This window comes from Microbacterium sp. M, assembly GCF_045181065.1.
In the GTDB taxonomy this organism is placed as follows: domain Bacteria; phylum Actinomycetota; class Actinomycetes; order Actinomycetales; family Microbacteriaceae; genus Microbacterium.
The window spans coordinates 2,934,784-2,957,764 of sequence record NZ_CP173721.1 but is presented as its reverse complement, the minus strand read 5'-3'; the positions used below and the strand labels follow the sequence as shown (position 1 = coordinate 2,957,764).

The window sequence follows — 22,981 nt, the reverse complement described above, 5'->3', positions numbered from 1 at the left end:
GAAGGAGCTGGATATGACGCGTCCGATCACGTTGTTCACGGGGCAGTGGGCTGATCTTCCGTTCGAGGAGGTGGCGCGGCTTGCGGGGGAGTGGGGGTATGACGGTCTGGAGATCGCCTGTTGGGGTGATCATCTGGATGTCTCCCGGTGGGAGGACGCCGAGTATGTGCAGTCCCGGTTGGACGTCCTGGCCCGCAATGGGTTGAAGGTGTGGACGATCTCGAACCATCTGGCGGGTCAGGCGGTGTGCGACGACCCGATCGATCAGCGTCATCGGGACATCCTGGATGACCGGGTGTGGGGTGATGGGGATCCGGAGGGAGTGCGTCAGCGGGCCGCCGAGGAGCTCAAGATGACGGCGCGGATGGCGGCGGCGTTGGGTGTGAAGACGGTGGTGGGGTTCTCCGGGTCGTCGATCTGGAAGGGTGTGGCGATGTTCCCGCCGGCATCCGATGAGTGGGTCGAGGCCGGGTATCAGGACTTCGCCGACCGGTTCCACCCGATCCTCGATGTGTTCGAGGAGGTCGGGGTGCGGTTCGCGCTCGAGGTGCACCCCAGCGAGATCGCGTACGACTATTGGACGGCGAAGCGGACGCTGGAGGCGATCGGGCATCGGGAGAGTTTCGGGATCAATTTCGATCCGTCGCATTTCATGTGGCAGCAGCTGGATCCGATCGCGTTCGTGCTCGACTTCGCACCGCGTATCTTCCATGTGCACGTGAAGGAGTCGATCACGAATCTGGATGGCCGTAACGGGGTGCTGGGTTCGCATCTGCCGTGGGCGAATCCGCGGCGGGGGTGGACGTTCGTGTCGACCGCGCATGGTGAGGTGCCGTGGAATCCGTTGTTCCGGGCGTTGAACGCGATCGGGTACGAGGGGCCGACGAGTGTGGAGTGGGAGGACGCCGGGATGGATCGCCTTCAGGGTGCTCCGGAGGCGTTGGCGTTCGTGCGCGAGTTGAACGCGATCACCCCACCGGCCGCCGCCTTCGACGCCGCCTTCTCCACCAAGGCCGACTGAGGCAGGCGGACCCGGAGCATGCAGCCCTGGTCCGCCCGCACTCGTCACCCCCGGAACGCCTCGACATTCTCGCGGGCCCACTGCGCGAACGTGCGCCCCGGCTGGCCGGTGAGGCGCGTGACGGTGTCCTGCACGATCTGCCCGACCTCGGGCGGGTTCTTCGCCAGCTCGAGTCCGAACGCGACGTATGCCTCGTCGTAGCCGAACGCACGCAGTCGTTCGACCTCCTCGCCCTCATCGAGGTGGATCCACTCGACATCCTCGCCCAGCGCCTCGCCGAGGCGCGCTGCGCGCTCGGCCGGGGTCAGCGCCTCGGGGCCGGTCAGGTAGTAGACCTGGCCATCGTGTCCCTCTTGGGTCAGCAGCACGACCGCGACGGCGGCGATGTCGCCGGCGTGGATCATCGCGCTCGGCCAGTCGGCGAGCGTGCGGACCCGCCGGTGCTGCGCGACCTCCGGAGCCCACTCGAACGCGTTCGTCATGTACTCGACCGGGGCGAGCTGCGCCCACGGAATGCTCCGGGCGCGCAGTGCGGGCTCGAGAGTGCTCTCGAACCAGCCGCCGAGCACGCTGATGCGCTGGACCCCGGATGCCTCGGCCAGCGCCACGAGTTCCGCGCCGTTCTGCAGCGGCGCGCCCGTCGCCCCGTCGAAGGTGATGAAGTGCACTGCCTCACATCCCTCCAAGGCCGCCCGCATGCTGTCGAGATCGGTCAGATCGCCCTGCACCGCGACCGCACCGGCGGGCAGCTGAGCCCGATCGGGGCGGCGCGTCAGCGCGCGAACGCTCTCGCCGCGTTCGGCCAGCTGCGCCACGATGTGTCGTCCCACATTGCCTGTCGCGCCGGTCACCAGAATCGTCATGAGGAGGTCCTTCCGTTGGTTGAGGACTTCAGTCTCTCGAGCATCCAGGACAGATCTTGTCCGCAATAAGATTCTGATCGCGACGATCTCCACGGTGCACCCGTGACCGGTCACAGACGTGGCAGGATCGGAGCCATGCTCCTCGCACCTGCTCGTCTCGAAGACGTGACCGTCCAGGATCCGTACCTGCGCAACGCTGCCGACAGGACCCTCGAGTACGTCTTGAGTCTCGATCCCGAGCGGTTGCTGTTCTCCTTCTACCGGCTCGCCGGGCTCCCGCCGACGCGATCCGCGGGCTACGGCGGCTGGGAGCGCGAAGAGGGCACCCGGTTCCAGGGGCACTTCTTCGGTCACGTGATCTCCGCACTGTCGCAGGCGTCGGCATCCGCCAGGGATGCCGCGACGCACGAGCGGATCCTCGAACGCCTGGGTGCGGCCGTCCGTGGACTCGACCGGTGCCAGCAGGCCTACGCGAGCGCCCATCCGGATGCCGCGGGCTACGTCTCCCCGTTCCCACCCGAGTTGCTGCCCAGCGGCGGGGACGGGCTGCTCGTGCCCTTCTACAACCTGCACAAGGTGCTCGCGGGTCTCCTCGACGCGCACCGCTACGCGCCGGAGGAGATCGGCGACGTCGCCCTTCGCGTGGCGAGTGGATTCGGCGCGTGGATCGAGACCTACGCCGCTTCGCTGGAGGACCCGGCGGTCATCCTCGACACGGAGTACGGCGGGATGAACGAGGCACTCTACCGCCTGTATGCGATCACGGGGGATCCGGTGCATCGTCGTGCGGCGGAGCGGTTCGATGAGACCGACCTGTTCCTCCGTCTCGCGGCGGGCGACGATGTCCTCGCCGGTCGGCACGCCAATACGACGATTCCGAAACTGGTCGGCGCGCTGGAGCGGTACGCGGTGCTGTCCGCGCGGGGTGACGCGAGCGGCGACGACCGCGCAGATCTGGACATGCACCGCGCTGCCGCCGAGAATTTCTGGCGGATCGTCGTCGACGACCACACCTACGCCAACGGAGCGAACAGCCAATCCGAGCACTTCCACGCGCCGGGAACCCTGTTCGAGCGGGCGAACAACGGCGCCGTGACGGGCTATGGCGAGAACTCCACGGCCGAGGGCTGCAACGAGTACAACATGCTCAAGCTCAGCCGCGGACTGTTCGCGCTGACGGGCGATGTCCGCTACGCCGACTACGACGAGGGGACGTTCTTCAACAGCATCCTGGCGTCTCAGAACCCCGAGACCGGCATGGTGACGTACTTCCAGCCGCAGCGGGCCGGATACGCCAAGGTGTTCGGCGAGCCGTTCGACCAGTTCTGGTGCGACCACGGCACCGGGATCGAGAGCTTCACCAAGCTCGGCGATGGGATCTATTTCCTCGGCGGCGGAGCCGTCGTGGTCAATCGGTTCTCCTCCAGCGAGCTGCGCCTGCCGGAGCAGAACCTGCGCCTGACCCAGGCGGCCGACGTCCCGCGCGACGCGACCGTGCGTTTCGCCGTCGAGGGCCTCGACGGCGAGCCCGCTGCGGGGATCACGCTGCGCCTGCGCGTCCCGTCGTGGGCGGCAGCGGCGCCGACGCTCGCCGTGAACGGACGTCCGGTCGTGGCCGAAGCGGGCGGCGGATACCTCTGCGTCGACCTCTCCGCCGGCGATGACGTGGCGTACACGCTGCCTTCCGAGATCCGCATCTCGGATGGCACAGAGAACGAGAACTGGGTGGCGTTCGCCTACGGCCCCGTGCTGCTCGCCGCAGAGCTCAGCCGGGAGAACGTCGATGCCACCTACACCGCTGGCGTCCTCGTGCAGATGGGCGTCGCCGATCCGTCGCTCACCGGCGAGGTCATCGTGGACGACCCAGCGGAGTGGAAGCGGTCGATCGCCGACCACCTGGTCCGTCTTCCGGACGGGCAGGGCGGACAGCTGCGCTTCGCCCTGCGAGACGTCGATGAGACCGCAGCCGCCCTCGTCTGGGAGCCGTACTTCAGCCTCTACGGCGTCCGCTACGCGACTTACGTGACGCTCGTGGAGCGCGGGACCGAATCGGATGCCGCAGCCGCCGGCTCCGATGTCATCGACGCATTGACCTCGTTCGACAACAACAACTCGGAGGCGGACAAGAACCACCGCTTCCATGCGTCGACGGTCGGCGTGCGGGACGGTGCGCAGTACCGGGAGGCATCGGCGGACCCGGATGCCTACTTCGAATACGACCTGATCGTCGATCCGGACGCCGACAACGTGCTCGGCATCCGCTACAGCGGGCAGGATGCCGGGCGCACCTTCGACGTGCTGCTGAACGGGGTCGTGTTCCGGCGTGAGGTCATCGAGGATCCGCACGGCGACGGCTCGCTCTACGAGCGCGTCGAAGAGATCCCGCGCGAGATCCTGGCAGCGGGCGGGTTCAAACGCGACCAGCAGGGCGGATTCGCACTGGATGCCGCGGGCGAGCGCATTCCGGTCGTCACCGTGCGGTTCCAGAGCATCGGCGAGACGCCCGTCGGCGGAGTGTTCGGAGTGCGGACGGCTCGGCTGTAGACCCGGACGGGGGAGCGCTTCCCCTCGTTCGTTGAGCGAGGACGGCGGAGCCGACCGAGTCGAAACGCGGTCACTGCCGGTCAGCCGCCACCGCGTTTCGACTCGCTCCGCTCGCTCAACGAACGGGGGGATCTCGCTCAACGAACGAGGGAGAGGAGCTCGCTCAACGAACGAGAAGGGAGCGTCAGGCGATCGCGCGCAGGCCCTCCGCGAGCGGCGTCGTGGGGCGGCCGATCAGACGCGCGAGCGTGCCGTCGGTCTCGGCCAGAGCGCCGTCGCGGATTCCGGCATCCAGCGCCGTGACGAACCCGATCGTTGCGGCATCCAGCCCGGCGCTCTCGAGCGCTGCCGCGTGCTCATCGGTCGACAGCGGGGTGTACTCCACCGGGCGTCCGGTGACCTCCGAGATGGCGGAGGCGAGGTCGGAGAAGTTCCAGGAGACATCGCCGCCGAGCTCGTACACCGAACCGATGTGGCCGTCTTCGAGCAGCACGACAGCGGCGGCATCCGCGTAGTCCGCGCGGCTGGCGGAGGCGACCCTTCCGTCGCCGACACTCGCGGCGAGGACCCCTGTCTCGCTCGCCTGAGCGGCGTCGCCGGCGTAGTTCTCGGTGTACCAGTTGTTGCGCAGGATGACGGACGGCAGTCCGGATGCGGAGATGAGCTCCTCGGTGGCCTTGTGCTCGGGCGCGAGGACGAGCGCGCTCGTCCTCGCCTTCGGGGCGCTCGTGTACACGAACTTCGAGACGCCGGCATCCTTCGCCGCGTCGATGACGGCCTTGTGCTGATCGATGCGTCGGCCGACCTCCGAGCCCGAGATGAGCAGCACGGCGTCGACGCCGTCGATGGCAGCGGCGACGGTGTCTGGTCGGTCGTAGTCGAGCTCGGCGACGCGGACGCCGCGAGCCGAGAGATCGGCGGCCTTGGAGGTGTCGCGCGCGCCGGCGACGATGGATGCCGGGTCGGCGCCGCGTGCGATCAGGCTGTCGATGACGAGGCGTCCGAGGTTTCCGGTGGCTGCGGTGACGAGGAGAGTCATGGGGTGTCCTTTCGTGGTGACGTCCTTCACAACCCGGCCCCGCACCGCAACCTTCCCGAAGTCCGGTACCCACTTTGATGTAAGGTACCCACATGACGGTTAGTTTTGCGCAGATCCGGGAATCCAAACCCGGAGTCTTCGATGACGGTTGCAGTACTCGGGTGGTGCTGGACCACATCATGAGCAAATGGGGCGTCCTGGTGCTGTCCGCGCTCTCCGAGGGAACGCTGCGCTGGGGCGAACTGCGCCGCAGCGTCGAAGGCATCAGCGAGAAGATGCTCGCATCGACGCTGCGCACACTCGCGGACGACGGGCTCGTGCATCGCGAGTCCTTCCCGGCCGTGCCGCCGCACGTCGAGTACAGCCTCACTCCGCTGGGGCGGGATCTGATGGAGCGCATGCTCCCGCTGGTCGGATGGGTCGCCGACAACTCCGATCGGATGCTCGAGCGGTCCTGACCGGGAGGCGCGCGCCGACCGTCGCATTACGCGTCGTTACCGTGCGAATCGGCTTCGCCATCGCCCTGTGATTCACTCCATCTCGTGACTGATTCCCGTGCGAAGAGCAAGTTCCTGTCCGTCCTCGGCATCCTGGCAGCCGGCGTGCTGACGCTGTCGATGTCGGCGTGCGCCGGCTCATCCGATCCTGCCGACGGCGGCGATGCGGACACCAGCACGATCGTCATCGGCGCGGACGACGGCACCGAGGCGCACTGGACGATCCTCAAGGACAAGCTGGCGGACGAAGGCATCACGCTCGAGGTGCGGACCATCAACGACGGCGTGCAGCTGAACCAGGGCGTGCAGGACGGCGAACTGGACGTCAACCTGTTCCAGCACCTGATCTTCCTCTCCGAATTCAACGTCAACAACGACGGAACTCTCGTGCCTGTCGGCGCGACCGCTCTCTACCCGCTGGCGCTCTACTCGGAGGAGTACTCCAGCATCGAAGACCTCCCCGACGGCGCGAAGGTCGCCGTGCCGAACAACCCGACCAACCTCGCCCGCGCCCTGCTGAACCTGCAGAAGGCCGGCCTGCTCGAGCTGAAGGACGGCGGCAACAGCCTGTCCGGACCCGAGGACATCGTCTCCGGCGCCGTCGAGGTGCTCCCCGTCGACACGAACCAGACCGTCGCCGCGCTCAAGGACGGCAGCGCGCAGGCCGCCGTCGTGAACAACACGCAGGCGCAGAAGGGCGGCCTGGGCGACGACCTGATCATCTTCAAGGAGGACCTCGACGACCCGGAGCTCGCGCCGTACATCAACGCCTTCGTCGTCCGCGAGGATCAGGCCGACGACCCCCGCTGGGCGAAGCTCGTCGAGGCCTACCACAGCCCCGAGGTCGAGGAAGCCGTGACCGAGCTGAACCAGGGCAACCTGCAGTTCAAGGGCGACTGGACCGCCGAGGACCTGCAGGCCGAACTGACCTCGCTCGAGGACCAGTTGCGAGCGACCCAGGAGTGACGTCGCAGACCGGCGTCTCCGAGCGGGTACAACGCAAGGGCAGCAGCATCCGATGAGCATCATCACGTTCGATCACGTCTCCAAGGCGTTCCCCGGAACGCGCAAGGGGGCACCCGTCGCCGCGCTCGATGACGTCGACCTCGAGATCCAGCCTGGATCCATCGTCGGCGTCATCGGGTACTCCGGTGCGGGGAAGTCCACGCTGGTCCGGCTGATCAACGGACTGGAGAAGCCGTCGTCGGGGGCCGTGACGGTGCTGGGCACCGACGTCGGCACGGCATCGGCGAACGAGCTGCGCTCGCTGCGCGGACGGATCGGGATGATCTTCCAGCAGTTCAACCTGTTCACCTCGCGCACCGTCCGCGGGAACGTGGCGTATCCGCTCAAGGTCGCCGGCTGGAAGAAGGCCGACATCGGCCCTCGGGTGACCGAGCTGCTGGACTTCGTCGGCATCGGCGACAAGGCCGATCGGTATCCTCGGGCGCTGTCGGGGGGACAGAAGCAACGCGTCGGCATCGCCAGGGCGATCGCCGCGAATCCGGAGCTGCTGCTGGCCGACGAGGCCACAAGCGCGCTGGACCCCCAGACCACCGGTGAGGTGCTCGCGCTGCTCAAAGAGATCAACCGCCGCCTCGGGATCACGATCGTGGTCATCACCCACCAGATCTCCGTGGTGCACGAGCTGTGCGATCAGGTCGTCGTGATGGACGGCGGTCGAGTCGTCGACAGCGGCGACACCTATCGGGTCTTCGCGCACCCCCGGGCGGCGCTGACCGAGCGCTTCGTCGCCGCCGTCACGCAGGGCGTGCCGTCCGGCGACACCCTCGCCGCGCTGCGCACCGGCGGCGGCCGTCTCATCAGCGTCGACGTCAACGAGTTCACGAGCGAAGACATCGCCGCCGTGTTCGACGAGCACGGCGTACGGCACACGGTCGTCTTCGGCGGGGTCACCGACATCCAGGGCCGTCAGCTCGGCACGCTCACCTATCGCCTGCACGGGGATGCCGGCGCCGTCGCGGCCGCGGCATCCGAACTCTCCGCGCGGACCAGGGCCGAACTGCTCGCGGATACCGCACCGGCCGAAACGGAGGCGCCGTCATGATCGGCATCCGCACGGCCACCGACTGGACGAGCCTGACACCGGTGCTCCTGCAGTCGATCCAGGAGACGATCTACATGGTCGTCGTGACGATGCTGATCGGCGGCGCGGCCGGCCTTCTCATCGGCGCCCTGCTGTACGCCACGCGGCCCGGGAACCTGTTCGCCAATCGTGCTGTCTTCACGGTGCTGAACTTCGTGATCAACGTCATCCGGCCGATCCCCTTCATCATCTTCCTCACCGCCGTCGGACCGGTGACGAAGCTCGTCGCCGGCACCACGCTCGGCACGGAGGCGGCCATCGTCCCGATGACGATCATGGCCGCCGTCGTCATCGGACGCGTCGTCGAGCAGAACCTCGTCGCGGTCGACCCCGGCGTCGTCGAGGCCGCGCTGGCGATCGGCGCCAAGCGGTTCGCGATCCTGTTCGGCCTCGTGATCCCCGAGGCGCTCGCGCCGCTGATCCTCGGCTACACGTTCATGTTCATCGCGGTGGTGGACATGTCCGCGATGGCCGGATACATCGGCGGAGGAGGTCTCGGAAACTTCGCGATCATCTACGGCTATCAGCAGTTCAATCAGGAGGCCACCTGGGTGACCGTCGCGATCATCATCGTCATCGTGCAGGTCGGCCAGCTCTTCGGCAACTGGCTGGCGCAGCGGGTCCTGCGCCGATAGTCCGGGGCCGCGGCTAGTCCGGGGCCGCGGCTCCGTCGCCCCGCACGGCGTCCGGTCTAGGCTGGTGGCGTGAGAATCCGCCTCGACATCGCCTACGACGGGACGAACTTCCGGGGCTGGGCCAAGCAGCCGGGGCTGCGCACCGTCCAGGGGACGCTCGAGGCGGCGCTCGGGCGCATCGTCGGTTCGGACGTGCAGCTCGCGGTCGCCGGACGCACGGATGCCGGGGTGCACGCGCACGGACAGGTCGCGCACGTCGACCTGGACGAGACGCAGTGGTCGCGCATCGTGACCAGGCACGGGCGAGCGGCGCACGATCCGGCCGGGTCCATCGCCGGCCGCATGCGCGGGGTCCTCGGCGCCTATCCGGATGCCACCGTCACATCGTCCGCGATCGCGCCCGAGGGGTTCGATGCGCGTTTCTCGGCTGTCTGGCGGCGCTACCGCTACCGCCTCGCCGACGACGTCACCGGCTTCGATCCGCTGCGCAGATACGACACGGCGAGCATCCGCAGCGCGTTGGACGTCGAGGCGATGGATGCCGCGGCGCAGACGCTCATCGGCCTCCACGACTTCGCCACCTACTGCAAGGCGCGAGCCGAGGCGACGACGATCCGGACGCTGCTGGACTACCGATGGACTCGTGCCGACGACGGCGTCCTCGTGGCGGAGGTCAAAGCGGATGCCTTCTGCCACAGCATGGTCAGGGCACTCGTCGGCGCATGCACGGCCGTGGGGGAGGGGCGCCTGGATGCCTCCGACCTCGTCGTGCTGCGCGACGCGCGGATGCGCACCAGCGAGTTCAAGGTGCTCGCCGCCCGCGGACTCACCCTGACCGAGGTCGGCTACCCCGCGGACGAGCTGCTCGCGACGCGCGCCGAGCAGACCAGGGCGCGGCGGGATCGGGACAGGGCAGGGCGGACGGATCCGGTCGACGACGAGTGACGGCGCCGTTCGGCATCCGTACCCCGGTTCGCTACCTCGCGCATGGCTGCAGGGTCTAGCGTGAGAGGAGATGAAGGTGATCTCCTACAACCTGCGCAAGCATCGCGCGGCCGGTGAACTCGAAGCGCTCGTCAACGAGCACGGCGCCGATGTCCTCTGCCTGCAGGAATGCGATGTGTCCGCCCTCCCCGACCGCGTCGGGGACCTCGTGCTGGCGCAGGCGACCCAGGGCAATCGTCTCGGACTCGCGGTCTACTACCGCGAGAACACGTTCCGGTTGCACTCCCTGCGCGCCATCGAACTCAAGAAGTCGCTGCACGACCGGATGCTCAAGCCCGCCCACGAGCGGGTCATGGGAGTCCGGCTCTACGACATCGATGACGGGCGCGAGATGATCGTGGCGTCCTTCCATGCCGCGCCGCTGACCGCTCTCAACTCGCTGCGCCGCAACCAGATCCGCAGCGCCCTGACCGAGCTGGAGCGCCTCGGTCCCGGCATCCCCATCCTCATGGTCGGGGACTACAACTACCCGGTGTTCAAGGAGAACCTCGGGCAGACCGTGCGCGACCACGGGTACACGCTGACCCTGTCGGACGAGCGCACCTACACGCGCTACCGCGTGTTCAAGGGGCACTACGACTTCGCCACCTCAGAGGGCTTCGACATCGACAGCATCCGCACGCTGCCGCAGCGCGCGAGCGATCATCGTCCGATCCTCATCACCGCGCGGCTGGAGTAGGCGCGCTCGGTTTGGGGATTCGGGCCCGGATACCGTAGGCTAACCCTTTGGTGCCTTACTGCGGCACCGCGAACGTGAGCCCTCCACTGGCGTGTTCCCACCGATTCCGGTGAGAACCACCCCGGAGTGGGATTCACGAACTCCTCCGTTCGAACAAGAAAGCAGCACTATCGTGACGCGCACTTACTCCCCGAAGGCCGGGCAGATCCAGCGTGACTGGGTCGTCATCGACGCCACTGACGTCGTTCTCGGTCGCCTCGCCTCGCACGCCGCAGCGCTCCTGCGCGGCAAGCACAAGCCGACCTTCGTGAACCACCTCGACTCGGGTGACTTCGTCATCATCGTGAACGCCGACAAGGTCGCGCTCACCGGTCAGAAGCTTCAGAAGAAGATGGCTTACCGTCACTCCGGCTACCCGGGCGGCCTGAAGAAGGTCTCCTACGAAGAACTGCTGGAGAAGAACCCCGTCCGCGCCGTCGAGAAGGCCATCCGGGGCATGCTCCCGAAGAACAGCCTCGGCCGCCAGCAGCTGGGCAAGCTGAAGGTCTACGTGGGCGCCGAGCACCCGCACGCCGCTCAGCAGCCGCAGACGTACACCCTCGACCAGGTCGCCCAGTAAGCGCCGCAACGACTAAGGACATACTCGTGGCTGACATCCAGGACTCCACCGAATTCCCGCAGAACTTCTCGACCGCTACGCCTGAGGCCGAAGCAGCAGCGGAGACGGCTCCCCGTCCCGTGCTGAGCGTCCCCGGCGCCGCTGTCGGCCGTCGCAAGCAGGCCATCGCCCGCGTGCGCCTCGTCCCCGGTTCGGGCACGATCACGGTCAACGGCCGCACGATCGAGGACTACTTCCCGAACAAGCTGCACCAGCAGCTGATCAACGACCCGTTCACGGTGCTGAACCTCGCCGGTTCCTACGACGTGATCGCCCGCATCTCCGGTGGTGGCCCCTCGGGCCAGGCCGGTGCGCTGCGTCTGGGCATCGCCCGTTCGCTGAACGGCATCGACATCGAGAACAACCGCGCGACCCTCAAGAAGGCCGGCTTCCTCTCCCGTGACGCTCGCGTCAAGGAGCGCAAGAAGGCTGGTCTCAAGAAGGCCCGCAAGGCGCCTCAGTACTCGAAGCGTTAAGCCCGACAGACCTTCATGGCTCTGTTCGGCACGGACGGCGTGCGAGGCCTTGCCAATGGCATCCTCACCGCCGACCTGGCGCTCTCCCTGGCCCAGGCGACTGCAGTCGTCCTGGGCCAGGGTCGTACTGCCGAGGCGCGCAAAGCGGAGGGGAAGCGGCTCACAGCCGTCGTCGCCCGCGATCCGCGCGTCTCCGGTGAGTTCCTGGCTGCCGCGGTCTCCGCGGGCCTTGCCTCCTCCGGCGTCGACGTCCTCGACGCGGGAGTGATCCCGACCCCCGCTCTGGCGTTCCTCGTCGCCGACCGCGACGCCGACTTCGGCGTCATGGTCTCGGCGTCGCACAATCCGGCGCCCGACAACGGCATCAAGATCTTCGCCCGCGGTGGCGTGAAGCTGCCCGACGTCGTCGAGCAGCGCATCGAATCGGCGATGTCCGGTGAGAAGCTGCTTCCCACCGGTGCCTCCGTGGGCCGCATCCAGCGCTTCTCGGACGCCGAGGACCGCTACGTCGTGCACCTGCTCGGCTCGCTGCCGCATCGCCTCGACGGGCTCCACGTGGTGCTCGACTGCGCGAACGGCGCGGCCGCAGGCGTGTCTCCGGAGACCTTCCGGGATGCCGGGGCCGAGGTCACCGTCATCGGCGCCGACCCCGACGGCATGAACATCAACGACGGTGTCGGATCGACGCATCTCGATCAGCTCGCGGAAGCCGTCGTCCGTCTGGGTGCCGACGTGGGCATCGCCCACGACGGAGACGCGGACCGCTGCCTCGCGGTGGATGCCGCAGGCAACGCGATCGACGGCGACCAGATCATGGCCATCCTCGCGATCGCCATGAAGGACCGAGGACACCTCACCGACGACACGCTCGTCGCGACCGTCATGAGCAATCTCGGTCTGCACGTCGCCATGCGCGAGCACGGCATCACGGTGCGTCAGACCGCGGTCGGCGACCGGTACGTCCTCGAGGACATGAACGCGAACGGCTACGCCCTCGGCGGCGAGCAGTCCGGTCACGTGATCATGAGCGAGTTCGCCACGACCGGCGACGGGCTGCTCACCGGGCTGCACCTGGTGGCCGAGATGGCGCGCCAGAAGAAGACCCTCGCCGAGCTGGCGAGCGTCATGACGGTGTACCCGCAGGTGCTCACGAACGTCCCGGGCGTCGACAAGGATCGCGTCGCTGACGACGACGGCGTGCAGGATGCCGTCCGCACCGTCGAGCAGGCGCTCGGCGACACCGGACGAGTGCTCCTGCGCAAATCCGGCACCGAGCCGCTCGTGCGCGTCATGGTCGAGGCCGCGGATGCCGAGTCCGCGCAGTCCTACGCGCAGCAGCTGGCCGACGTCGTGAAGGAACGGCTGGCGCTCTGAGCCGCAGAGCGGCACCGGCTCAGATGCCGGTGCCGCTCCAGCTCATCGATTCGATGTAGCGCAGCAGCACGCCCTCGCGCAGCGCCCACGGCGACACTTCGAGCTCTTTCACGTTCAGCATCCGCATCGCCGTGTGCAGTGCGACGGCGGCTGCGACGATCTGGAACGTGCGATCGGGCGTGATGCCTGGCAGCTCCTGGCGCGCCGATGCGGGCAGTCGCGCGAGCCGTGGGATCCACGACCCCAGTTCCTCACGGGGCAGGAGCATGCGGTCGATTCCCGACCATCCAGGGACGGGGTATCCGACCAGCCGTGCGAGCGACCGGATCGCCTTCGACGAGCCGACCACGTGGTCAGGGCGGGGGAGCGCGGTGAAGGTCGGCGTCACGTCCGACAGCACCGAGACGGCGTGGGCGCGCAGCCGCTCGACGGCCGGCTCTCCCGGAGGGTCCTCCGGCAGGAACTCGACGGTCGTCCGGCCGGCGCCGAGAGGGACGGATGCCGCGGCATCAGGGATCTCGTCCGAACCGGCCGCGATCTCGAGCGACCCGCCGCCGATGTCGAGCAGCAGCAGCTGCCCGGCAGACCAGCCGAACCAGCGCCGAACGGCCAGGAAGGTCAGTTCGGCCTCGGTCTCGCCGTCCAGGACCTGCAGCGGCTGCCCGAGCGCCGCCTCGATGCGTGCGATGACGTCGGCGCCGTTGGTGGCCTCGCGGACCGCGCTGGTGGCCGTGGCGAGCAGCGCGCCGACGTTCTCGGAGTCGGCCACCCTCCGTGCGCGCGTCACGGCCGTCACGAGTGCCTGAACGCCCTCCTCGGAGATCGACCCGTCCTGGGTCAGATAGCGCATCAGGCGCAGGACGGTCCGATCGCTCGTCGTTGCCAGCGGACGCCCTCCGGGGCGGACATCGGCGGCGAGCAGATGGACGGTGTTCGAACCGATGTCGATGACTCCCAAGCGCACGGACAAAGCGTAGCGGCGCGCGGGATCGCCCGTGACCGCGATTACACGCGCTCCGCCAGCCAGCGCGCCTGCCGCACCCACTGGGCGATCTGTCCGCCCTCGTGGCCGTTGAACGCGTATGCCTCGATCTCGGCATCCGACGATCCCAGATGGTTGTACGCGGCGTACACGCTCGAGGGCAGCACGATGCCGTCCATGAGCGCGGCCGAGAACAGTGCGGGCTGGTGGATGCGGCGCGCGAAGTTCACGCCGTCGAAGTACGACAGCGTCTCGAACACCTGATCCACCCGGTCGCGGTGCACGGCGAGGTAGCGTTCGATCTCGGCGTACGGGTGATCGGGGGTTCGTTCGACCGACCGGCGGAAGTGGCAGAGGAACGGCACGTCCGGCATCACGGCGAACACATCCGGATGGAGGGCGGCCGCGGCGATCGAGATGCCGCCGCCCTGGCTGCCGCCGGTCACGCTGACGCGGTCCGCGCGCACGAACGGCAATTCCCGTGCGGTGTCGACGGCGCGGACGGCATCCGTGAACAGTCGGCGGTAGTAATACGTCTCCGGGGCTTCGATCCCGCGCGTCATGAAGCCGGTCGCTGCGGATCCCGATCCGTGCGGGTCAGGGGTGTCTCCGCCGCTGCCCCAGTTCGCACCCTGGCCACGGGTGTCCATCAGCACGTGCACGTACCCGGCGGATGCCCACTGCAGGCGTTCGCCGGGGATGCCGCGGCCACCGCCGTATCCGATGTACTCGACGATCGTCGGGAGCGCCTCCTCGCTCCGCGGGCGAGTCACCCAGGCGCGGATCTGGTCGCCGCCGAAGCCGCTGAAGGTGAGATCCTCGACGATGAGCTGGGTCACGGGGGTCTCGGCCGGCGTCAGCGTCGGCGGCGTCGCCGCGATGCGTGCTTCGGCGAGCGTGCGCTCCCAGAATGCGTCGAAGCCGTCCGGCTCGGCGACGACAGGACAGTAGGTCTCGAGCTCGTCGAGGGTGAGATCAGTCAAAGGCACGGCATCACGGTAGCGGCTCGAGCGGATCATCCGCGAAACGGGAGACACGAGGTTGCGCTGATCGACGCAAGCGCCTATCTTGGTGTCGAAGCGTTTCGATGCACTCGAACATGGGAGCGCTCTCGGATCGTTACCCGGGTGTGACGCCGCGAAGATTGACGAACAGTCATCGACGTGGTTTATTCAATCGAAGCGATTCGACAAATCTGCGGGCGAGGACGCCCCCGACGCGCAAGGCATGGCACGATGACGACCACGACCCTGACCGAGACCATGGTCACGCAACTCGATGATGTCGAGAATCCGTCGCGCAGGCGACGCAGGCGCCGCGACCGGCAACAGGCCGGCGGCCGCAAATCGTTCGGCATGTTCCTGGTGATCCTGCCGTTCATTCTTCTCGCCTTCCTCTTCTCGTACTTCCCGCTGTACGGCTGGGTGTACTCGCTGTACGACTACAAGCCGGCGCTCGGCCTGTCGGGCAGCGAGTTCGTCGGCCTGCAGTGGTTCCAGATGCTCGTGAGCTCGCCGACGCAGGTCGCGCAGATCTCGCAGGTCATGATGAACACCCTGGCGATCAGCTTCCTCGGCATCGCGACCAGCGTCCTGCCGCTGGCGTTCGCGATCTTCCTCAACGAGATCCGCGCGCCGTGGTTCCGCAACGCCGTGCAGACGCTGACGACGCTCCCCAACTTCATCTCCTGGGTGCTCGTCTACATGATCGCTTTCTCGCTGTTCTCCAGCTCTGGCCTCGTGAACAACGTGCTGGGCGACTGGGGCATCATCACCGCACCGATCAAGTTCCTCGACACCGATCAGAACGTCTGGCTCACCATGACGCTGTGGAGCATCTGGAAGGGGCTGGGCTGGGGCGCCATCATCTACCTCGCCGCGATCGCCGGCATCGATCAGTCGCTGTACGAGTCGGCCGAGATCGACGGCGCCGGGCGCTTCCAGAAGATGTGGTACATCACGGTCCCGCAGCTGATGCCGACATATCTCGTGCTGCTGCTGCTCTCGATCGCGAACCTTCTGAACAACGGCATGGAGCAGTACTACGTGTTCCAGAACGCGTTCAACAAGGAATGGATCCAGGTGCTCGACCTGTACGTGTACAACATCGGCATGACGGGCAACAGCCTGTCGATGGCGACCGCGATCGGGATGCTGAAGAGCATCGTCTCGGTCATCCTCCTGTTCACCGTCAACGCCATCGCCAAGCGCGTGCGCGGCGAATCGATCGTCTGAGAGGCGCGCCATGACCGCTCTGACCGCACCCCCCAAGCGCCCCGTCCGTCCGACCGGGCCGAAGAGCCGCAAGCCGGAAGCCGAACGGCACGGCGGCGACGTGATGTTCGCGATCATCAACTACACGGTGTTCGCGCTCCTGGTCGTCCTGTGCGCCTATCCGTTCTACTACCTCATCATCAACTCGATCAGTGCGAACGACGTCTCCGCTCTCGGCGACGTGCGGCTCTGGCCGATCGACGTGCACCTCGACAACTACAAAGAGGTGTTCAAGCTCAACGGGCTGCCGCTCGCCGCCGTCGTCAGCGTCGCGCGCACCGTGATCGGGACCGTCTTCACCGTCCTGGCATCCGCGTTCCTCGGCTTCATGTTCACGCAGAAGAAGATGTGGGCCCGGCAGTTCTGGTACCGCTTCCTCATCATCACGATGTACTTCTCAGCCGGCCTCATCCCGGTCTTCATCGTGATGAAGACACTCGGCCTCACCAACAACTTCTGGGTGTACGTGCTGCCGTTCATCGTGCAGCCGTTCTTCATCATCCTCGTGAAGACGTTCGTCGAATCCATGCCGGAGTCGCTGCAGGAAGCCGCAGAGCTGGACGGTGCGAACATCGTGCAGATCTTCTTCAAGGTCTATCTGCCGAACATGACGCCGATCCTCGCGACGGTCGCCATCTTCTCCGCGGTGGCGCAGTGGAACAGCTTCCAGGACACCCTGATCTACATCACGGATCAGAGCCTGTACACGCTGCAGTACCTGCTCTACATGTTCATCAACCAGGCATCCAGCCTCGCGCAGGCGGCGCAGAACGCCGGCGGCGATCTGAGCGGCATCGTGTCGGCGGCGACATCCCAGACGCCCACCTCGATCCGCATGACCGTGTCGGTGCTCGTCGTCCTGCCGATCATCTTCATCTACCCCCTGTTCCAGCGCTTCTTCGTGAAGGGCATCATGCTGGGCGCCGTCAAGGGCTGACGGTCCCGGTACCACGCACCACAGAAAGGAAAGCAATGAAGCTGAAGAGGAAAGCCGCGCTCGGAGTGGTCGCACTCCTCGCGGTCGGTTCACTGGCCGCATGCAGCGGCGACCCGGCCGAGACAGAGGAGTCGCAGGTCGACGCCTTCCCGACCGAGTGGGAGGAGGAGATCACGATCGACGTGTTCGACGGCCTCGCCAACTACATGGGCATGCAGGAGGGGTGGTTCGGCGAGCTCGTCGAAGAGAAGTTCAACATGAAGCTGAACATCATCGCGCCGAACGTCGCCGGCGGCGGCGACACCCTGTACAACACCCGCGTATCGGCGGGTGATCTGGGTGATCTCATCGTCACGGACAAGGGCGAGAAGCTCGACGAGCTGATCGAAGGCGGTCTGGTGCTCGATTCGTCCAAGTACTACCCGGCGATGGACAGCCTCGAGCGCTTCGACAAGGCCGTCGACAAGCTCAACGACGGCAAGGACGGCGTCTACGCCTTCCCGACCTCCGTCTCCGGCATCCAGCCGACCGAGCCGAGCGAGGGACTGGAGCCGACCTTCGGCGCGTACCTGCGCTGGGACCTCTACTCCCAGCTCGACTACCCCGAGATCGGCACGCTCGAGGACCTGCTGCCCGTCCTGAAGGACATGCAGGATCTCCAGCCCACCGCGCCGAACGGCAAGAAGGTGTACGCCCTCTCCCTGTTCAAGGACTGGGACGGCAACATGATGAACAACGTCAAGCAGCCGATCACGTACTACGGCTACGACGAACTCGGCTTCGCGCTCGCCAAGGCCGACGGCTCGGACTATCAGGGCATCCTCGACGACGACGGCGAATACCACCGTGTCCTGGAGTTCTACAACGAGGCGTACCGCATGGGCCTGGTCGATCCCGAGTCGACGACGCAGAACTATGACACGCTGTGGTCGAAGTTCCAGAACGGGCAGGTGCTGTACTCCTGGTGGCCGTGGCTCGGTCAGTCCGCGTACAACACCGAGGACAACATGAACGCCGGCACCGGATTCATGCTCGTTCCGATCGAGGACCAGACGATCTTCTCCTACGGCGCCGAGGCGTACGGCGGCAAGCAGGTCCTCTCGATCGGCTCGAAGGCCGAGGATCCGGAGCGCATCGCCGCGTTCATCGACTGGCTCTACTCGACCGAGGGCACCTACACCAACAACAGCCAGACGCAGGGTGCGGCAGGTCCTGAGGGGCTCACGTGGGAGATGGGCGACGACGGGCAGCCGAAGCTGACCGAGTTCGGCCAGGAGGTCTTCCTCACCGGTGACGCGACGGTCCCCGAGGAGTGGGGCGGCGGCAGCTACATCGACGGCGTCTCGACCCTGAATGTCAGCGCCGTCCTCCCGAACGACATCGACGAGGCCACCGGGCTGCAGTACAACTACCAGTTCTGGCCGCACTACCAGGAGCTCACGCAGAACGAGCTCAAGGCCGACTGGTCGGCGCACATGGACGACTCGACGTCGACGATGGAGTATCTGAAGGCGAACGATGAGCTTCTCGTCGCCCCCGGTGCCAGCTACACGGCCCCCGCTGACGATTCGCAGACCGAAGCCCTGCGCAATCAGGTCAAGGCGCTGGTCGTGCAGTACTCGTGGCAGGCCACGTTCGCCGAGAGCGAGGCCGACTTCGACAAGCTCTGGTCCGAGCTGCAGGAGACCGCGAAGGGCCTCGGCTACGAGGACGTCCTCGAGGTCGACCTCGACCGCGCGAAGGAGCAGAACGATGCTCGTGAAGCGGTGGCGAAGGAGTTCGCGGAGTAGCCGCTCCACTTGAATGACGAAAGGGGCCCGGCTCGCGCCGGGCCCCTTTCGCGTGCGTGCGTCAGCCGCGGCGGGCGAAGACGCTGCGGAACAGGAAAGCCGTCGCGTACGCGCCGATGGAGAACCCGATCGTGACCAGGACGACACCGAACATCGGGAACACGATGGTGATGCACACCAGTGCGATCGGGATCAGCAGGATGCCGAAGGTGCGGACCGGTTCGGCGGCCGGCAGCAGCAGAGCGTTCTTGAGCGCCTGACGCAACGGCGTGGTGAAGGCGGCCGTGAGCGCCATCGCGAACAGGAACGCGGCGAACAGGTAGACGGCCGCGAGCGTCGCGATGACGGTCGCGGCGCCGGCCAGCAGGCTCGGGTGGGAGGCCCAGAACACCGCGCTGGCAGCCAGCAGCAGCATCGGCACCGCCAGGAACAGGCCCAGAACGGTTGCACGCACGAAGCTGCGGCCGAAAGCGGGGAAGAAGTCCTTCACGGGTCGGCCGCTCTCGTCATCCGAGTAGCGGATCGTCACCTCGTACAGTGCGCTCGTGGCCGCCGGGATCGTCACCACCGGTATGCATGCCGCGAGGTACATCAGGTTCAGCGCGACGAACCCGAGGAACGACGACATCCCCTGCAGGGATCGGCTCTCGGGGTCGATCTTCATGGCGCGGGAACGGATGCCGCGGCATCCGCTGTCGATTCCAACCGGGGAGCCAGCAGCTGGACCGGCGGCAGGTCGCGGCCCTCCAGCAGCTGCAGGATGGCACGGGTGGCGCTGGCGCCGAGCACCTCCGCCGGCACGTCGATGCTGTCCGTGAGAGTCGGGACGGTTCGGGCGACGTTCGCCGGGCACAGGGCGATGACGTCCAGCTCCTGGCCGTCGGCTCCGGAGCTGAGGCGGCCGGCGACGTACGGCAGGGCGCCCTCGTTGTGGAACAGGATGCCGGTGACATCGGGGCGTTCGGCGAGGATCGCGTCGACGGCGGCGACGGACTCCTGGCTGCTCGGGCAGGCATGCACCCGGGCATCCAGTCCGAGCTCCTCCGCGGCCGCGAGGAAGCCGCGATTCAGACGATCCGCGTACGAGGTGTGCCGCGCCATGACCTCCTCCGGAGCGCCGATGAGCGCGACGTGCGTGTGGCCGAGTTCGGCGAGGCGGGACGCGGCGAGGCGGCCGGCCGCCTCGAAGTCGAAGTCAACGCAGGCGATCCCGTCCGCCCCGGCGGGGAGGCCGATCAGCAGCGCGGGCGTCTCGAGCTCCTCGAGCGTCGCGATGCGGGGGTCGTCGGATTCGATGTCCATCACCAGCAGTGCGTCCACCATGGAGGCGCGCGCCGCGCGACTGAGACCGGCGGCATCGTCGCTCGTGAGCAGCAGGATGTCGTACTGGTTCGCTCTGGCCTCCCGCACGACGCCCGCGACGATCTCCATCACGACGTGCACGTCGACGCCGGCGCGCAGCGGCGCCTGCAGCCCGATGACGTTCGTCGACCGAGAAGCCAGCGAACGGGCGCTGGCATGCGGGCTGTACTTGAGGTCTGCGATGGCCTGCTCGACGCGATCCCTGGTCTCCTGCGAGATGGTCCGCTTGCCGCTCATCACATAGGACACGGTGGAAATCGACACGCCCGCGGCGCGTGCGACCTCGGCGATCGTCACCATCTCGGCTCCTTCGGCTCGATGATCGTCTCTTCTCCCGGCTGAAGCGTCAGGGTGGTCTCGTCGATGCCGGGGCCCGAGATCACGACAGCGCGCGCGGTGTCAGAGCGCAATCGTACCCGGACGACGCGATGCTGCTCCCACGTCAGTGCGAGCTGCACGCCTCCGCGAGCGCGCAGCCCGTGGACGGCGCCATCGGCCCACGCGGGCGGCAGGGCGGGCAGGACGCGGATGATCGTGTGCTCGGCATCGCCGGCGTGGGACTGCACGAGCGCTTCGGCGATGCCGGCGGTGAGCCCGAGATTCCCGTCGATCTGGAACGGCGGGTGTGCACTGAACAGGTTGTCGTAGACGCCCCCGCGCTGACCGTGGGCATCCTGCGCCGGGCGCAACGACATCCGGATCTGGTCGTGCACGCGCTCGCCGTCGCCGAGCCGCGCCCACATCGACATCCGCCACGCGAGCGCCCAGCCGGTGGACTCCGCCCCGCGCGCCAGGATGGCCTCGGCGGCGGCCTCTGCCAGCTCGGGGGTGCCCTCCGGTGTGATGGCGGCGAGCGGGTACAGTCCCACCAGATGGGACAGATGCCGGTGCAGCGGCTCGGCATCCGGGAGATCGCGGTCCCACTCCGCAAGACGTCCGTCCGGCAGGACGCGCAGTTCGGGCAGCAGCGCCGTCACCTGCTCGAGCTCGCCGAGCCAGTCGGGGGAGAGGCCGAGCGCACCGGCCGCCTTCGCGCACACGGCGGAGAGCTCTCGGAGCAGCGTGACGTCCATCGTGGTGGATTCGCCGAGTGCTCGCGGCACACCGGCATCGTCGAGGTAACGGTTCTCGGGAGAGGTGGACGGGCTCGTCCAGGCCCGAGCGCCGTCGGTGCGGATCCAGCTCAGCGCGAAGCGCGCGGAGCCCTCGAGCACGGGCCAGATCTCGGCCCGCAGACGCTCGACATCGACGTCGAACGTGAACGCGTCCCACAGCTGCAGGCTGAGCCACACGCCGCCCAGCGGCCAGAACGCCCACGACGGGTCCCCGGAGCCGCCTCCGACCGGAGCGGCGTGGCCCCAGGCATCCGAGTTGTGGTGCATCGTCCAGCCGTCGGCGCCGTGCAGCTCTCGGGCGACGACGGGACCGGTGGTCGCGGCGACCCGGCCGACGAAGGCCCGCAGCGGCTCGAGGCACTCCGGCAGGCCGGTCACGTCCGCCGGCCAGTACGCCATCTCGAGGTTGATGTTCGAGGTGTACGCGCTCGACCAGGGAGCGGGCAGCTCCGCGTTCCAGATGCCCTGCAGCGTCAGCGGAATCGCGGCGCGGCGCGACGACGAGATGAGCAGGTAGCGACCGTAGTGGAATGCGAGTGCGGCGAGGCCCTCGTCCGGTCGGGTCTGCGCGAGCGCGATCCGCTCGTCGACAGGCAGGCCGGCCGCGCCCGGTGCCGATGGCAGCTCGAGCGCGCACCTCGCGTAGAGCTCCTGGTGCGCGCCGATGTGCGCCTCCCGCAATTCCTCGGCACCGGATGCCGTGGTGACGGCGGCCCGTTCGATCGCTCCGCGGTCGTCGACGGGCTCGTCGGGGAGCCCCGGCGCGGTGGCCGTGCCGATCAGCAGCAGGTGCTCGCGCGCAGCATCCGTGGTGAGGATGCCGGCGGCAGCCGTCGCTGCGACCGCCGAGCGGATCGAGATCGCCGCCGTCCGTCCGAGTGCCTCGTCGTACCGGATGGGCTCCGCGGCGTGCGCGTGCCCAGGCGCGACGTCGATCGGCAGGTACCACTCGACGCCGAGTGCACCCTCGGCGTGCTCTGTCCTGCGCAGACGGAGCAGGCCGTCGGCCGAGACGCGGAGGCGGACCGGCTGCTCGGCGACGATGCGGTGCACGATCGCGCCGACCGCGGCATCCGCCCACGTCTCGTGCCGGATGCGGCCGGCATCCGAGGCGTACTCGTGCGATGCGATGGCCGTCCGCAGGTCCAGGGTGCGCTGCAGGCTCGCACTGTCGCCGGTGACGTCCACGACGTCGATGTCGACGTGGCCCAGCGGTATGAACGCCTGCGACCACGGGGTCTGCTGGCGCTGCACCAGGCGTTCCGCCTCGTCGCCGTCGCCGCGGGCGATCGCTGCGCGTGCGGCCTCGAGCACGGCGGGGTCCCGATCCTCGACACCTGCCAGCGGGTCCGCGCCCTGGGCACCCGACCATGCCGTGATGTCGTTGAGGTGCAGGCGCTCGGCGCCGACGCGACCTTCGCACATGGCCCCGCGGATGCCATCGCCCACCGGGAACGCCGCGGTCCACCGCTCGGCGGGGCGGTCGAGCCGCAGCAGATGGAGGGCGTCTGCGGCCTCGACGTGTCGGTCGTGGTGAGAAGTGTGGAGGGCGTCTGCGGCCTCGATGGACATCGGCACGTTGGCTAGTATATGGTCTCGTTGTTGAAACGCTTCGACAACTCGA

At 67.7% G+C, this 22,981-nt stretch carries 21 protein-coding genes; 14 read left to right on the top strand and 7 right to left on the bottom strand.

Annotation, left to right across the window (positions count from 1 at the left end):
* Positions 1-13: 13 nt before the first annotated feature.
* Positions 14-1,021, top strand: coding sequence for a sugar phosphate isomerase/epimerase family protein (locus ACI7YT_RS14570; protein ID WP_406246388.1), 1,008 nt, complete (start codon positions 14-16; stop codon positions 1,019-1,021).
* A 44-nt stretch (positions 1,022-1,065) separates the two neighbouring features.
* Here the strand turns inward: ACI7YT_RS14570 and ACI7YT_RS14565 are convergent, their stop codons facing one another.
* Positions 1,066-1,884 carry an SDR family oxidoreductase gene (locus ACI7YT_RS14565; protein ID WP_406246386.1) on the bottom strand — a complete coding sequence of 273 codons (819 nt, stop codon included), beginning with the start codon at positions 1,882-1,884 and terminating at the stop codon, positions 1,066-1,068.
* Positions 1,885-2,019: 135 nt separating this feature from the next.
* On the opposite strand from ACI7YT_RS14565, the gene ACI7YT_RS14560 reads away from it, so the two are divergent.
* The gene (locus ACI7YT_RS14560) at positions 2,020-4,428 is read left to right on the top strand and encodes a beta-L-arabinofuranosidase domain-containing protein (RefSeq protein ID WP_406246384.1); all 2,409 of its coding nucleotides are present in this window, start codon (positions 2,020-2,022) and stop codon (positions 4,426-4,428) included.
* Positions 4,429-4,612: 184 nt separating this feature from the next.
* Here ACI7YT_RS14560 and ACI7YT_RS14555 read toward each other — a convergent pair whose 3' ends face one another.
* The gene (locus ACI7YT_RS14555; protein ID WP_406246382.1) at positions 4,613-5,467 is read right to left on the bottom strand and encodes an SDR family oxidoreductase; all 855 of its coding nucleotides are present in this window, start codon (positions 5,465-5,467) and stop codon (positions 4,613-4,615) included.
* 92 nt (positions 5,468-5,559) lie between these two features.
* Here ACI7YT_RS14555 and ACI7YT_RS14550 point away from each other — a divergent pair, with 92 nt between their 5' ends.
* The 9 genes from ACI7YT_RS14550 (at position 5,560) to glmM (ending at position 12,898) form a co-directional block, all read left to right on the top strand.
* Positions 5,560-5,925: a winged helix-turn-helix transcriptional regulator gene (locus ACI7YT_RS14550; protein WP_406246381.1), complete on the top strand. Its 366-nt coding sequence runs from the start codon at positions 5,560-5,562 to the stop codon at positions 5,923-5,925.
* Positions 5,926-6,009: 84 nt separating this feature from the next.
* On the top strand, positions 6,010-6,930 hold the full coding sequence (locus ACI7YT_RS14545) for a MetQ/NlpA family ABC transporter substrate-binding protein (RefSeq protein WP_406246380.1): 921 nt from the start codon (positions 6,010-6,012) through the stop codon (positions 6,928-6,930).
* Positions 6,931-6,982: 52 nt separating this feature from the next.
* The gene (locus ACI7YT_RS14540; protein WP_406246378.1) at positions 6,983-8,032 is read left to right on the top strand and encodes a methionine ABC transporter ATP-binding protein; all 1,050 of its coding nucleotides are present in this window, start codon (positions 6,983-6,985) and stop codon (positions 8,030-8,032) included.
* Positions 8,029-8,706 (top strand): methionine ABC transporter permease, encoded by a 678-nt coding sequence (locus ACI7YT_RS14535; protein ID WP_406246377.1) that lies wholly within the window; start codon positions 8,029-8,031, stop codon positions 8,704-8,706. The genes ACI7YT_RS14540 and ACI7YT_RS14535 overlap by 4 nt, the downstream gene beginning before the upstream one ends.
* Before the next feature lie 69 nt (positions 8,707-8,775).
* Positions 8,776-9,651, top strand: coding sequence for a tRNA pseudouridine(38-40) synthase TruA (gene truA, locus ACI7YT_RS14530; RefSeq protein WP_406246375.1), 876 nt, complete (start codon positions 8,776-8,778; stop codon positions 9,649-9,651).
* A gap of 70 nt (positions 9,652-9,721) precedes the next feature.
* Positions 9,722-10,390, top strand: a complete 669-nt coding sequence (locus ACI7YT_RS14525; protein ID WP_406246373.1) for an endonuclease/exonuclease/phosphatase family protein — start codon at positions 9,722-9,724, stop codon at positions 10,388-10,390.
* 172 nt (positions 10,391-10,562) lie between these two features.
* Positions 10,563-11,009: a 50S ribosomal protein L13 gene (gene rplM, locus ACI7YT_RS14520; RefSeq protein ID WP_406246371.1), complete on the top strand. Its 447-nt coding sequence runs from the start codon at positions 10,563-10,565 to the stop codon at positions 11,007-11,009.
* 26 nt (positions 11,010-11,035) lie between these two features.
* The gene (rpsI, locus tag ACI7YT_RS14515) at positions 11,036-11,524 is read left to right on the top strand and encodes a 30S ribosomal protein S9 (protein WP_406246369.1); all 489 of its coding nucleotides are present in this window, start codon (positions 11,036-11,038) and stop codon (positions 11,522-11,524) included.
* Between the two features lie 15 nt (positions 11,525-11,539).
* Complete coding sequence (glmM, locus tag ACI7YT_RS14510; RefSeq protein WP_406246367.1) at positions 11,540-12,898, top strand: phosphoglucosamine mutase; 1,359 nt, start codon at positions 11,540-11,542, stop codon at positions 12,896-12,898.
* Positions 12,899-12,917: 19 nt separating this feature from the next.
* Here glmM and ACI7YT_RS14505 read toward each other — a convergent pair whose 3' ends face one another.
* Positions 12,918-13,862: a Ppx/GppA phosphatase family protein gene (locus tag ACI7YT_RS14505; RefSeq protein WP_406246365.1), complete on the bottom strand. Its 945-nt coding sequence runs from the start codon at positions 13,860-13,862 to the stop codon at positions 12,918-12,920.
* A 41-nt stretch (positions 13,863-13,903) separates the two neighbouring features.
* Entirely contained in the window at positions 13,904-14,869 is a 966-nt protein-coding gene (locus ACI7YT_RS14500) for an acetylxylan esterase (protein ID WP_406246363.1), read from the bottom strand.
* Between the two features lie 246 nt (positions 14,870-15,115).
* Here ACI7YT_RS14500 and ACI7YT_RS14495 point away from each other — a divergent pair, with 246 nt between their 5' ends.
* From ACI7YT_RS14495 to ACI7YT_RS14485, 3 genes are read left to right on the top strand one after another with little or no spacing between them, the layout of a single operon-like run.
* Positions 15,116-16,114 (top strand): ABC transporter permease, encoded by a 999-nt coding sequence (locus ACI7YT_RS14495; protein ID WP_406246361.1) that lies wholly within the window; start codon positions 15,116-15,118, stop codon positions 16,112-16,114.
* Positions 16,115-16,124: 10 nt separating this feature from the next.
* Positions 16,125-17,090, top strand: coding sequence for a carbohydrate ABC transporter permease (locus tag ACI7YT_RS14490; protein ID WP_406246359.1), 966 nt, complete (start codon positions 16,125-16,127; stop codon positions 17,088-17,090).
* Positions 17,091-17,125: 35 nt separating this feature from the next.
* The gene (locus tag ACI7YT_RS14485; protein ID WP_406246357.1) at positions 17,126-18,880 is read left to right on the top strand and encodes an ABC transporter substrate-binding protein; all 1,755 of its coding nucleotides are present in this window, start codon (positions 17,126-17,128) and stop codon (positions 18,878-18,880) included.
* 61 nt (positions 18,881-18,941) lie between these two features.
* Here ACI7YT_RS14485 and ACI7YT_RS14480 read toward each other — a convergent pair whose 3' ends face one another.
* The 3 genes from ACI7YT_RS14480 to ACI7YT_RS14470 are packed head-to-tail and all read right to left on the bottom strand — an operon-like array spanning position 18,942 to position 22,929.
* On the bottom strand, positions 18,942-19,544 hold the full coding sequence (locus ACI7YT_RS14480) for a YesL family protein (protein WP_406246355.1): 603 nt from the start codon (positions 19,542-19,544) through the stop codon (positions 18,942-18,944).
* A complete protein-coding gene (locus ACI7YT_RS14475; RefSeq protein WP_406246353.1) occupies positions 19,541-20,542 on the bottom strand; it encodes a LacI family DNA-binding transcriptional regulator in 1,002 nt (333 codons plus the stop codon). The genes ACI7YT_RS14480 and ACI7YT_RS14475 overlap by 4 nt, the downstream gene beginning before the upstream one ends.
* On the bottom strand, positions 20,536-22,929 hold the full coding sequence (locus ACI7YT_RS14470; protein ID WP_406250590.1) for a glycosyl hydrolase family 95 catalytic domain-containing protein: 2,394 nt from the start codon (positions 22,927-22,929) through the stop codon (positions 20,536-20,538). The genes ACI7YT_RS14475 and ACI7YT_RS14470 overlap by 7 nt, the downstream gene beginning before the upstream one ends.
* Positions 22,930-22,981: the final 52 nt, after the last annotated feature.

Bases quoted from the DNA above. Each gene is read 5' to 3' on its own strand.
- ACI7YT_RS14485 (WP_406246357.1), top strand. From the start codon at position 17,126: ATGAAGCTGAAGAGGAAAGCCGCGCTCGGAGTGGTCGCACTCCTCGCG.
- ACI7YT_RS14535 (WP_406246377.1), top strand. From the start codon at position 8,029: ATGATCGGCATCCGCACGGCCACCGACTGGACGAGCCTGACACCGGTG.
- ACI7YT_RS14490 (WP_406246359.1), top strand. From the start codon at position 16,125: ATGACCGCTCTGACCGCACCCCCCAAGCGCCCCGTCCGTCCGACCGGG.
- ACI7YT_RS14475 (WP_406246353.1), bottom strand. From the start codon at position 20,542: ATGGTGACGATCGCCGAGGTCGCACGCGCCGCGGGCGTGTCGATTTCC.
- ACI7YT_RS14470 (WP_406250590.1), bottom strand. From the start codon at position 22,929: ATGTCCATCGAGGCCGCAGACGCCCTCCACACTTCTCACCACGACCGA.
- ACI7YT_RS14550 (WP_406246381.1), top strand. From the start codon at position 5,560: ATGACGGTTAGTTTTGCGCAGATCCGGGAATCCAAACCCGGAGTCTTC.
- glmM (WP_406246367.1), top strand. From the start codon at position 11,540: ATGGCTCTGTTCGGCACGGACGGCGTGCGAGGCCTTGCCAATGGCATC.
- ACI7YT_RS14560 (WP_406246384.1), top strand. From the start codon at position 2,020: ATGCTCCTCGCACCTGCTCGTCTCGAAGACGTGACCGTCCAGGATCCG.
- ACI7YT_RS14540 (WP_406246378.1), top strand. From the start codon at position 6,983: ATGAGCATCATCACGTTCGATCACGTCTCCAAGGCGTTCCCCGGAACG.
- ACI7YT_RS14480 (WP_406246355.1), bottom strand. From the start codon at position 19,544: ATGAAGATCGACCCCGAGAGCCGATCCCTGCAGGGGATGTCGTCGTTC.
- ACI7YT_RS14555 (WP_406246382.1), bottom strand. From the start codon at position 5,467: ATGACTCTCCTCGTCACCGCAGCCACCGGAAACCTCGGACGCCTCGTC.
- ACI7YT_RS14570 (WP_406246388.1), top strand. From the start codon at position 14: ATGACGCGTCCGATCACGTTGTTCACGGGGCAGTGGGCTGATCTTCCG.
- ACI7YT_RS14525 (WP_406246373.1), top strand. From the start codon at position 9,722: ATGAAGGTGATCTCCTACAACCTGCGCAAGCATCGCGCGGCCGGTGAA.
- ACI7YT_RS14495 (WP_406246361.1), top strand. From the start codon at position 15,116: ATGACGACCACGACCCTGACCGAGACCATGGTCACGCAACTCGATGAT.
- ACI7YT_RS14565 (WP_406246386.1), bottom strand. From the start codon at position 1,884: ATGACGATTCTGGTGACCGGCGCGACAGGCAATGTGGGACGACACATC.